A 9,469-nucleotide genomic window follows, 5' to 3' on the forward strand; every position below is an offset into this window, starting at 1 on the left:
GAGGGCGCCGCCCGCGAAGGCGGCCCCGGCGTCGCGGGCGCCGCCGCGCTCGAGATCGGAGGCGGCCGCCGAGACGGCCCGCCGGACGTCGGCGGTGAGCGCGCGGCGCAGCGCCAGGAGGTCGCGGCCGGCGCCGAGCACCGGAGACCCCTCGCGGCCGTCGTCGTCGCCGTCGTGGACGGCGAAGCGGACGCGCAGGTGGTCAGGCAGGGCCGCCGGGTCCCAGTCCTCCACGGGCACCGCGGTGCCGGTGAGCCGCTCGAGCTCGCGGGAGAGGACGGGCAGCAGGGGGCCGTCCTGCGGGCCGGCGACGGCGAGGACGGCGTCGGCCCGGTCGGGCGCCGGCGCGAGGTGGCGCCGCACCGCCTTGGGCAGCCCGCGCACGAGCGCCGTGACGAGCTCGTGCCTCAGGCCGGGCACCTGCCAGGCGAAGGGCTCCGGGTCCAGCTGCGCGAGCGCGCGGATCGGCACGTGCACCGTGGCGCCGTCGTCGTCCTCCCCCGGGGCGAAGCGGTAGGAGACGCGCAGGTCGAGGTCCCCGACCCGCCAGGTGAGCGGGTAGTCGTCGACCTGCACGCCCGAGGCGGCGTCGGCGAGCAGCGCCGCGGGGTCGAAGGTCAGCAGGTCCGGGTGCCGGCGGCGCTCGCCCTTCCACCAGCGGTCGAAGTGAGCGCCGGAGACGACGTCGGCGGGCACCCGGGCGTCGTAGAAGGCGACGAGCGCCTCCTCGTCGACGACGAGGCCGCGCGTGCGGGTGCGGTGCTCGAGGTCCTCCGCCTCCTCGAGCAGCGCGCGGTTGTCCTCGAGGAAGCGGTGGTGGTTCACCCAGTCGCCCTCGACGAGGGCGTGGCGGATGAAGAGGTCGCGGCTGGTGACCGGGTCGACGCGCCCGTAGGCGACCGTGCGGCCGGCCACGAGCGGCAGGCCGTGGAGCAGCACGCGCTCGGACGCGACGACGGACGCCCGCTTCTTGGACCAGTGCGGCTCGGAGTACGTGCGGCGGACGAGGTGGCCCGCCAGCGCCTCGACCCACTCCGGCTGGATGGCGGCGACGCCGCGGGCCCACAGCCGGGAGGTCTCGACGAGCTCGGCCGCCATGACCCACGCCGGCGGCTTGCGCGCCAGCACCGAGCCCGGCCACAGCGCGAAGCGGGCGCCCCGCGCGCCGAGGTACTCGACGCCCCGGCGGTCGCGGCGCTCGGGCCGCTGGCCCTCCCGGCCCTGCTGCGCCCCCGCCCGCGGGTCCTTCGCGCGCTCCTCGCGCATCCCGATGCTCGACAGGAAGCCCGCGAGGACGCTGGCGTGCACGCGGTCGGCGTCGACCTGCTGCTCGCTCCCGGGCAGCACGTCGTCCCCGGCCCCGTCCGGGCCGTCGTCGTCCGCCTCGGCGAGGGTGTCGGCCCCGTCGTCGTCCCGGGCCCCCGCCCCGCCCTCCGGGGTGGAGGACGCGCTGGAGGACGCGTCGACGCCGAGCGAGCGCGTGAGCTGCCGCAGCTGGCGGTGGACGTCCTGCCACTCGCGCACCCGGAGCCAGGAGAGGAACTCGCGCTTGCACATCCGCCGGAAAGCGCTGCTGGACAGGGCGTCCTGCTGGGCGTGGAGGTAGCGCCACAGGGCGAGCAGGGTGAGGAGGTCCGAGCGCTCGTCGCGGAAGCGGGCGTGCGCGGCGTCCGCCGCCTGCTGGTGCTCGACGGGGCGCTCGCGGGGGTCCTGCACCGACAGGGCGGCGGCGATGACGAGGACCTCCGCGACGCAGCTGTTCCGGTCGGCCTCGAGGACCATGCGGGCCAGGCGCGGGTCGAGCGGCAGGCGCGCGAGGCGGCGCCCGACCGGGGTGAGCCGCAGCTGCCGCTGCTCCGCGGGGCCGCGCTCGCGCCGGTCCCCGCCCTCGGCGCGCTCGTCGTCGCCCTCGATGGCCCCCAGCTCGGTGAGCAGCGCGAGCCCGTCGGCGACCTGGCGGCGGTCGGGCGGGTCGACGAAGGGGAAGTCCTCGACGCGGCCGAGGCCGAGCGCGGCCATCTGGAGGATGACGGAGGCGAGCGACGTCCGGAGGACCTCCGGGTCGGTGAAGCGCGGTCGGCCGTCGTAGTCGGCCTCGCTGTAGAGGCGGATCGCGACGCCCTCGGCGACGCGGCCGCACCGGCCCGACCGCTGGTCCGCGCTGGCGCGGCTGACGGGCTCGACCGGCAGCCGCTGGACCTTGAGCCGGGCGCTGTAGCGGGAGACCCGGGCGAGCCCGGCGTCGACGACGTACCGGATGCCCGGGACGGTCAGCGACGTCTCGGCGACGTTGGTGGACAGGACGACCCGCCGCTGGACGCCGGGCCCGTGCGCCGAGAAGACCCGGTGCTGCTCGGCCCCCGACAGGCGGGCGTACAGGGGCAGCACCTCGGTGCCGCGCAGCTGCATCCGCGCGACGGCGTCGGACGCCTCGCGGATCTCCCGCTCGCCGGGCAGGAAGACGAGGACGTCGCCGGGGCCCGTGGCCGCGAGCTCGCGGACGGCGTCGCAGACGCCCTGCACCGGGTCCTTCGCCGCCCGCGCCGGCCGTCCGCCGGACCGGTCGTCGTCGCGGCCGGCCCCCGCGTCGTCGTCCTCGTCGTCGTCCTCCTCGTCGACGTCCTCGACGAGCGGCCGGTAGCGCACCTCGACGGGGTAGGTGCGCCCGGACACCTCGATGACCGGCACCTCGCCGGCGACGTCGGCGAAGTGGTCGGCGAAGCGCTGCGGGTCGATGGTCGCCGAGGTGATGACGAGCTTGAGGTCGGGCCGCCGGGGCAGGAGCCGGTGGAGGATGCCGAGCAGGAAGTCGATGTTGAGCGAGCGCTCGTGCGCCTCGTCGATGATGACGGTGTCGTAGCGCGAGAGCAGAGGGTCGCGCTGCACCTCGGCCAGCAGGATGCCGTCGGTGACGACGGAGACGAGCGTGCGGTCGCTGACCCGGTCGGTGAAGCGGACGGCGTAGCCGACCTGCTCCCCCAGCGGCACCGACAGCTCCTCGGCCACGCGCTCGGCGACCGCCCGCGCGGCGATCCGCCGGGGCTGGGTGTGCCCGACCATGCCCCGCGCCCCGCGCCCGAGCTCGAGGCAGATCTTCGGCAGCTGCGTCGTCTTGCCGGAGCCGGTCTCGCCGGCGACGACGACGACCTGGTGGTCGCGGATGGCGGCGGCGATCTCCTCGCGCGCCCCGGACACGGGCAGCTCGGGCGGGTAGGACAGCGCCGGGACGGACGCGCGGCGGGCGGCCAGGCGGGCGCGGGCCGCCTCGACCTCGGGCTCGAGCCGGTCCAGCGCCGGGTCGCGCTCGGGACCCGGGCGGCGCGGAGCGCTGCGGCGGGCGCGCCGGTCGGACGGGCGTCGCTCGGTCATGGCCCTCCCAGCCTAGGCGCCCGCCGGCGCGGCACCGGACGGCCGACCCCTCCCCCAGACGGAGCAGCACAGAGCCGGCGGGACAGGAATGTGATGCAGATCACACGGGTAGTCCTTCGCCTAGTCCGCGTGGGCCATGTCACACGGAAGCGAAAGCCGCGAACCGGTCACCCGAGGAGCGGACCGGTACGACGTAGGGTGACTGCCGGTCGCCCACAGCCATGTCGGACGCGCCTCTCATGACTCGCTGTCACCCATCACCCGTAACTTCTCCTGCGAGCGGGTGACGCAGCGGACGGGTCGTGACCGTCCGTGGGGGCTCGGGGGCCGGCAGAGGCTCCCGCGCGCCGCCCCGCCCTCAGCCCTCGACCACAGGAGGAGCAGTGGGCATCAGCTACGACGGGGCCTCGTCCGTGACGGGTCCCCTCCAGCCGACCGGGGACGTCGTCCGCTGGCGCCGGGTCCTCGCCCCTGGGCAGAGGGCGGTGGTGGCGGGGCTGGGCGCCCTGCACGCGGCCCTGGTGCTCGCGTTCATCACCTACCTGCTGTGGCCGAGCAACCTCCCGGCGCTGGCAGGCCTCCCGCTGCCCGCCGCCGTCGCCGTGGTCGCCGGCGTCGTCATGGTGGTGGCCCTCCAGGTGCTCCAGCTCCTGGGCACCGCGAGCGGCCTCCACTTCGCCTTCCGCGGCGTCGACCCCGTGCCCATGCGCCCGGCGACGGGCCTGCGGGTGGCCATGCTGACGACCATCGTCCCCAGCAAGGAGCCCTGGGAGGTCGCCGAGCGCACCCTCGTGGCCTTCCTCGACCAAAGGCACGACCTGCCCGTGGACGCGTGGGTGCTCGACGAGGGCGACGACCCCCACGTCCGCGCCCGCTGCGCGGAGCTGGGCATCCACCACTTCTCCCGCAAGGGCGTGGCCGAGTGGAACACCGCGTCCGGGCCGTTCCGCGCGAAGACCAAGCACGGCAACCACAACGCCTGGCGCGCCGCCCACGAGCACCGGTACGACGTCGTGACGCAGATGGACCCCGACCACGTCCCGCTCGCCAGCCGGGACGTGCTCGAGCGGCTCCTCGGCTACTTCGCCGACCCCGACGTCGCGTACGTCGTCGCGCCGCAGGTCTACGGCAACCAGGCCGACTCGATCGTCGCCCGCGGGGCCGCCCAGCTGGCCTACCTGTTCCACGGCGTCATCCAGCGCGGGGCCAACGCGCTGGGGGCCCCGCTGCTCATCGGCACCAACCACGCCTTCCGGCCGGCCGCCTGGCAGCAGATCGACGGCTACCAGGACTGCATCATCGAGGACCACCTCACCGCGATGGTCGTGCCGACGGCGACCAACCCGGCGACGGGCCGGCGGTGGAAGGGCGTCTACACGCCCGACGTCGTGACCGTCGGCGAGGGCCCCACCTCGTGGACCGACTTCTTCTCCCAGCAGCGGCGGTGGGCCTACGGCATCGTCGAGATCGTCCTCAAGCACTCCCCCCACCGGTTCCGGGCGCTCACGTGGGACCAGCGCGTCTCCTTCGCCTCGCTGCAGTTCTTCTACCCCGCCGTCGGCGCCACCTGGGTGCTCGGGAACGTGCTGTCCGCCCTCTACCTCGTGCTCGGCGTGACGGTGTCCGACCTCGCGTGGCAGCCCTGGCTCGTGCTGCTGCTCGCCACGACCGGCACGTCGCTCGGCTCCTTCTTCTACCTGCGCCGCTTCAACCTCGTCGAGCACGAGCGGCGCTCCTGGGGCATGGCCGGGCTGCTGCTCAACCTCGTCACCACGCCCGTGTACCTCGCGGCGGCCGTCACCGCCGCGAGCGGGCGGTCTCTGGCCTACAAGGTGACGGCGAAGGGCCGGCTCACGTCCGGCGACAGCCTGCGCACCTTCCGGCTCCACCTCGGCTGGGCGGCCTTCGCCGTCGCCTGCATGCTCGCGGGCATCGCCCAGGGGCACACCTACGCCGCCCTCTACGTGTGGATGACCATCACCCTCGCCACCGCCCTCGCCCCCGTCGCCCTGTGGTGGAGGACCGCGAGCGCGGACGAGGCGGAGACCGCGGAGGCGCAGCCCGAGGTCGACCTCGCCTCCGCCCTGGGGCTGCCGCCGACCTTCGAGCTGGCGCCGGTCCCGGCCGCCGTCGGCGGACCGGGCCAGGTCGTCACGGGCGCGGTGCTCGTCGGGGACGACCTCGACCGGCGGGCGTCGGCGCACCACGCGCGCCTGCCGACGTCGTCCTGAGGCCTGCCGCGTGAGCGCGGTGCGGGACCTCCTCGGCGCGCGCCCGCAGCCGGGCGGCGCCGAGGGCGAGCCCCTCGCCGGCCGCGCCCTCCTCGGGGCCTTCGTCCACGAGCGGGGAGGGGTCGAGGGCGCCCCGGCCGGGGTCGCACGACTGGAACGCGCGATCGGTCGGCGCCTCGACCTGGTGCACGACTTCCTGGCGTGGGGGCGGCCGCTGGCGCAGGTCGCGGACCGGGCGACCGGTCGCGCGCTCCTCGTCTCGTGGCAGCCGACCCCGGCAGCGGTGCGGGACCTGGCGGCCGACCGGCCCGACGCCTGCGCGGAGCAGGTGCTGGCAGACCTGGCGGCGCGCCCCGAGCCGACGCTGCTGCGCTTCGCGCACGAGATGAACGGGTCGTGGAACTCCTACTCGTCGGCCTCCCCGGGCGGGCCGACGGCCGCGGAGTTCCGCGCGGCCTGGCGCGTCCTGGCCGGCCGCCTGCGGGCGCTCGGCGGTGACGTCCCCCTCGTGTGGTGCCCCGACGGCGGCGACTGCCCACCGCGGCCCGGCAACCGGCTGGAGGACTACTGGCCCGGCGCGGACGTCGTCGACGTGCTCGGCGTCGACGCCTACGACTGGGGGACGGCGCAGCCCCGGCGCGGCGACGGGCGCGACCGCAGCCTCGCGGAGCTCGTGCGCGCGCCCTACGAGCGGCTGCTGCTCCTGCCGGGCGCCGGTCACCTGCCCGTCTGGCTGTGCGAGACGGGGACCACCGAGCACGCGGACGACCCGCGGGCCAAGGGCGACTGGTACCGGGCCGCCTACGCGGTGACGGAGTTCCCCCGCCTGGCCGCCGTGGTCCACTTCTCGGAGGACGACCAGCGCGACGCGCAGCGCGACTGGCGCCTCGACAGCTCGTGCGAGAGCCTCGCGGGCCTGCGCGACGCCCTGCGCCGACCCGTCGCCTGAGCGGCTCGGGCGGTCAGGCGGGTGCTGGCGCCGCGCGCCGGACGAGCTCGCGCAGGCGCTCCCGCACGGCGTCATCGACGTCGACGACCGCGAACGACGTCGCCCACATCGGCCCGTCGTCGAGGGCCGCGCCCTCCTGGAAGCCGACGGTGCCGTAGCGGGTCCCGAACTTCGCCGCCGGCTGGTAAAAGACGACGACGTCGCCGTCGCGGGCGTACGACGGGAAGCCGTACCAGGTCCTCGGCGCCAGGTGCGGCGCCTCCTCGGTGACGACGCGGTGCAGCTCCGTCGCGACGAGCCGGTCCGCGCCCTCCAGCGCGTCCACGGCCTCCAGGCACGCCTCGAGCTCCTTGGCGAGCCGCGCCGCCCCCTTGAGCCCCTTCGTGCTCCGCAGCTCCTCGGCGCGCTGGCGCACCGCCGCGCGCTCGTCGTCGCTGAACCCGCCCGCCGCCGCGTCCTCGTCGGCCATGCGCCCTCCCTCGTCCGCCCGCCGCCGTCGAGCGGATCGTGCCGCCGCCGCCCGCGCAGCGCCAGCCCCCCGGGGCGGCGGAGACCCGCGCCCGCTCACCGCGAGCTCGCGGCTCCTGCCGGCGGGTCCTCGTCCTCGTCGTCGGGCAGCCGGCACCAGCGCTCGACGACGAGGCCGGCGACGAGGAGCAGCGCCGCGGCGCCGGCCGCCACGAGCAGCGCGACCACGGACTGGCGGGGCAGCGGGTAGGCGACGTCGGGGAGGAGGTGGACGACCTGCCCCAGGTACCAGCCGAGCAGCGCCGCGCCGGCGAGGGCCGAGGCCTGCCCGAGCACCGCGGTGCGCGCCGCGCGCAGCGGGTCCAGCGGGCGGTCGCGGTGCCCGCGGTTCCAGCGGCGGACCGGCCAGCCCAGGACGAGCACGACGACGGCGAGGAGCAGCACGGCCGCGACCGCCGTCCACGGCAGGCGCGTGAGGGTCAGCCCGAGCATCTCGAGCGGGCCGACGAGGGCGAAGCCGACGACGGCGGTGACGAGGGCGACCCCCACCGGGGTCGTCCAGCGGGTCGGCGTCACGGCGCTCCCCCGCCGCCCTCGACGCCGCCGCCCGGCCCGGCCAGGTGAGCGGCCGGGGCGACGAGCGACCACGGCATGAGCACGAACGCGCGCTCGTGGGCGCGCGGGTGCGGCAGCAGGAGCCGCTCGTCGTCGCGCGCCACCGCCCCGCCGAGGTCGACCACGTCGACGTCGAGCGTGCGCGGCCCCCACCGCTCGCGGCGCACGCGCCCGTGCCCGGCCTCGACCCGGTGGCACGCGGCGAGGAGGTCGAGCGGGGCGAGCGTCGTGCGACCGACGACGACGGCGTTGAGGAAGGGCTGCTGCTCCTCGTCCGGGCGCTCGGCCGCCTCCGTGCCCGGCAGGCGGACGGGGGCGGACTCCACGACCGGCGAGACGCCGGTCAGCACGAGGCCCGGGACGCGCGCCAGGGAGGCCACCGCCGAGCGCAGCACCTCGGCGCGGTCGCCGAGGTCGGAGCCGAGGGCCAGCACCACCGGGGTCCCCCCCGGCCCGCCGTCGCCGCCGTCGGCCCCGCGCGCGGGCGCCTCGCGGCGGACGCGGACGACGACGTCGTCGAAGGCCACGCCGATGGGGGCCTGGGGCTTGTGCACGGCCACCTCGACGGCGAGCACGCGCTCCCGGGCGAGGACGACGTCGGCCACCCGCTGCGCGAGGCGCTCGAGCAGCGCCACGGGCTCGCCGGCGACGACGGCGGCGACGTCCTCGGCCACCTCGCCGTAGTGCACGGTGTCGACGACGTCGTCGCTGGCCGCCGCGTCGCGGGTGTCGAGCTCGAGGACGAGGTCGACGACGAAGACCTGCCCCAGCTCCCGCTCGGCGGGCAGCACCCCGTGGCGCCCGCGCACGCGCAGGCCGGAGAGCTCGATGCGGTCCACGGCGACCTCCGGGCGCGCCCCGGACGCCGTCACCCCGGACGCCTTCACCTCGGACGCCTTCACCTCGGACGCCTTCACCTCGGACACCGTCACCGTGCCCCCTCCCCGCGGCGGGCGGTCGCCACGCGGGCCGAGGCGACGCGCGCGGCGACGCGGACGGCGTCAGCGCTCGGGCGCACGGCGTGGACGCGCACGCACCACGCGCCCGCGGCGGCGGCCAGGGCGGTCAGGGCCGTCGTCGCGTCGTCGCGCTGGCCGGCCGGGCGCGGGGCGCCGTCGTCACCGGCCAGCAGCGCGCCGAGCATCCCCTTGCGCGAGGCCCCCACGAGCAGCGGCCGGCCGAGGCCGACGAGGGCGTCCAGGCGGCCGAGCAGCTCCCAGCCCTGCTCGGCCGTCTTGGCGAAGCCGAGCCCCGGGTCGAGCACGAGCCGGTCCTCGCGGACCCCGGCCGCGAGGAGGGCCTCGGCCCGGCGCGCGAGCTCCTCGCGGACCTCCGCGACGACGTCGCCGTAGTCGGCGAGGCCCGCCATGACGTCGGCGTGCCCGCGCCAGTGCATCGCGACGAAGGGGACCCCGCGCTCGGCCACGAGCGACGCCATCGTGGGGTCGGCGAGGCCGCCGCTGACGTCGTTGACGAGGGCGGCGCCCGCCTCGAGCGCCGCGGCGGCGGTCGAGGCCCGCATGGTGTCGACGCTGACGGCCACGCCCTCGTCGGCGAGCGCGCGCACGACGGGCAGCACGCGCCGCTGCTCCTCCTCGGCGTCGACCCGTGCGGCGCCGGGCCGGGTGGACTCCCCGCCGACGTCGACGAGGTCGGCGCCGTGGGCGGCCATCGCGAGGCCGTGCAGGACGGCCGCGGCCGGGTCCAGCCAGGAGCCGCCGTCGCTGAAGGAGTCGGGCGTGGTGTTGAGCACGCCCATGACGAGCGCACGGCCGGCCGGCGGGCCGGTGAGGCCGGGCACGGGCGGCGGGTCGACGGCCGCGAGCGGGACGTCGGT

At 77.0% G+C, this 9,469-nt stretch carries 6 protein-coding genes and 1 pseudogene; 2 read left to right on the forward strand and 5 right to left on the reverse strand.

Translation table 11 applies throughout. The annotated features are described in order from the left end of the window. Positions 1–3,345, reverse strand: a pseudogene (gene hrpA, locus HLB09_RS08930) (ATP-dependent RNA helicase HrpA); the annotation flags it as partial. Between the two features lie 407 nt (positions 3,346–3,752). Between hrpA and HLB09_RS08935 the strand changes: the two are divergent. Beyond that, positions 3,753–5,600 (forward strand): glycosyltransferase family 2 protein, encoded by a 1,848-nt coding sequence (locus HLB09_RS08935; protein ID WP_171203041.1) that lies wholly within the window; start codon positions 3,753–3,755, stop codon positions 5,598–5,600. Positions 5,601–5,610: 10 nt separating this feature from the next. Then, positions 5,611–6,549: a glycoside hydrolase family 26 protein gene (locus HLB09_RS18480; RefSeq protein ID WP_171203042.1), complete on the forward strand. Its 939-nt coding sequence runs from the start codon at positions 5,611–5,613 to the stop codon at positions 6,547–6,549. 13 nt (positions 6,550–6,562) lie between these two features. On the opposite strand, the gene HLB09_RS08945 is transcribed toward HLB09_RS18480, so the two are convergent. The 4 genes from HLB09_RS08945 to folP form a co-directional block, all read right to left on the reverse strand. Then, positions 6,563–7,018, reverse strand: coding sequence for a hypothetical protein (locus tag HLB09_RS08945; RefSeq protein ID WP_171203043.1), 456 nt, complete (start codon positions 7,016–7,018; stop codon positions 6,563–6,565). A gap of 95 nt (positions 7,019–7,113) precedes the next feature. After that, positions 7,114–7,593 (reverse strand): DUF3180 domain-containing protein, encoded by a 480-nt coding sequence (locus tag HLB09_RS08950; RefSeq protein WP_171203044.1) that lies wholly within the window; start codon positions 7,591–7,593, stop codon positions 7,114–7,116. Beyond that, positions 7,590–8,564, reverse strand: a complete 975-nt coding sequence (folB, locus tag HLB09_RS19925; protein ID WP_171203045.1) for a dihydroneopterin aldolase — start codon at positions 8,562–8,564, stop codon at positions 7,590–7,592. The genes HLB09_RS08950 and folB overlap by 4 nt, the downstream gene beginning before the upstream one ends. Further along, on the reverse strand, positions 8,561–9,433 hold the full coding sequence (folP, locus tag HLB09_RS08960; RefSeq protein WP_409372990.1) for a dihydropteroate synthase: 873 nt from the start codon (positions 9,431–9,433) through the stop codon (positions 8,561–8,563). The genes folB and folP overlap by 4 nt, the downstream gene beginning before the upstream one ends. Between the last annotated feature and the right edge of the window lie 36 nt (positions 9,434–9,469).

This window comes from Pseudokineococcus marinus (assembly GCF_013004605.1).
GTDB lineage: Bacteria > Actinomycetota > Actinomycetes > Actinomycetales > Quadrisphaeraceae > Pseudokineococcus > Pseudokineococcus marinus.

What these genes read in the sequence shown, in the direction of transcription:
- HLB09_RS08945 (WP_171203043.1), bottom strand. Translation starts at nt 7,018, where the DNA reads ATGGCCGACGAGGACGCGGCGGCGGGCGGGTTCAGCGACGACGAGCGC.